This is a genomic window from Arthrobacter sp. 9V, assembly GCF_902506065.1.
Taxonomy (GTDB): Bacteria; Actinomycetota; Actinomycetes; order Actinomycetales; family Micrococcaceae; genus Arthrobacter.
Window position 1 is genome coordinate 1 of record NZ_LR733045.1, and the last position, 1,314, is coordinate 1,314.

2 protein-coding genes and 1 pseudogene are annotated in these 1,314 nt (G+C 57.5%); all 3 read left to right on the forward strand.

The features are described from left to right. Positions 1 to 151: citrate/2-methylcitrate synthase (locus tag BACI9J_RS23665; RefSeq protein ID WP_328699831.1), on the forward strand; the 151-nt coding region annotated here is incomplete at its 5' end. A gap of 43 nt (positions 152 to 194) precedes the next feature. Beyond that, complete coding sequence (locus BACI9J_RS23670; RefSeq protein WP_159736747.1) at positions 195 to 968, forward strand: enoyl-CoA hydratase; 774 nt, start codon at positions 195 to 197, stop codon at positions 966 to 968. A 219-nt stretch (positions 969 to 1,187) separates the two neighbouring features. Continuing rightward, positions 1,188 to 1,314: pseudogene (locus BACI9J_RS23675) on the forward strand (branched chain amino acid aminotransferase); the annotation flags it as partial.

Here is a 1,314-nt window from a genome sequence, read left to right on the forward strand (position 1 = left end):
AACGTTCACGCCGTTGTTCGTAGCCAGCCGCATTACCGGCTGGACCGCCCACGTCATGGAACAGGTAGCCTCCAACTCGTTGATCCGCCCGTTGAGCGAATACAACGGACCCGAAGAGCGGCACGTCGCTGTAGCGACTCCTGCGATCTGATGACACCCCTCCGGAACGGCAACACTGAACAATGAGGACCGCAATGAACTACCAATCCATCAACGTGTCGCGCAATGACCGGGTCGGCATCATCACGTTGAATAGGCCCGAGGCGCTCAATGCCTTGAACTATGAACTCATGCAGGAAGTAGTTTCAGCGGCGACCGAAATGGACAGAGACGCCACAATAGGAGCCATCGTCCTCACCGGTTCAGAACGCGTCTTTGCCGCAGGGGCTGACATTAAAGAAATGTCGTCCAAATCGTACATGGACTTGTACTTTGAGGATTGGCTGCAGGACTGGGAAAGGCTCTCTGCTGTTCGCACGCCTGTGGTGGCTGCAGTCTCTGGCCATGCACTGGGCGGCGGTTGTGAACTGGCCATGGCCTGCGATTTTATACTTGCCTCCGACACTGCAACCTTCGGCCAGCCGGAAGTTAAGCTCGGCGTCATTCCCGGAATGGGCGGTTCTCAGCGACTGACACGGGCGGTCGGAAAAGCAAAGGCCATGGAAATGATTCTCACCGGCCGAACCATAGATGCTCTAGAAGCCGAACGAATAGGTCTTGTGGCCCGAATAGTTCCCGGAAACGGACTCATCGAAGATGCTCTAAAAACGGCTGCGGTGATCGCCGGGATGCCAGCCCCAGCCGTGATGCTCGCTAAAGAAGCAGTAAATGCGGCCTTTCAGACAACTCTGGATAGCGGGATCCTGTTCGAACGCCGCATGTTCCATTCCCTTTTTGCCACAGCTGACCAAAAGGAAGGCATGCTGGCATTCGTAGAGAAGCGCTCTGCGCGCTTCTTGCACCGATAAGTACTCGTCCGCACGAGCTTCTTGAATGCGAGCCAGCGGAACAGAGTACCCATAATCTCCCGGCGCGGCAGATGACGTCGCAACGCAGAGCCCGAAATCCGGGTGCCGCGCCGGGATCCACTCACCGGGGGCGTCTTTGCCAGCTGCAGTTCGGCGGCGGGATTGCCTAACCGGGCTTCACTTGCGAGAACGCACAATATGCCAAGACAGGAAATCGGAATGACTCAGACTGCCCATGGCGTCGAATTCAGCCAGCAGCTTTCGGAAACCCCGAAGTCTGCTGAGGAGCGTGCAGCCGTCCTGGCGAACCCGGGCTTCGGCGACTACTTCACCGACCACACCGCCG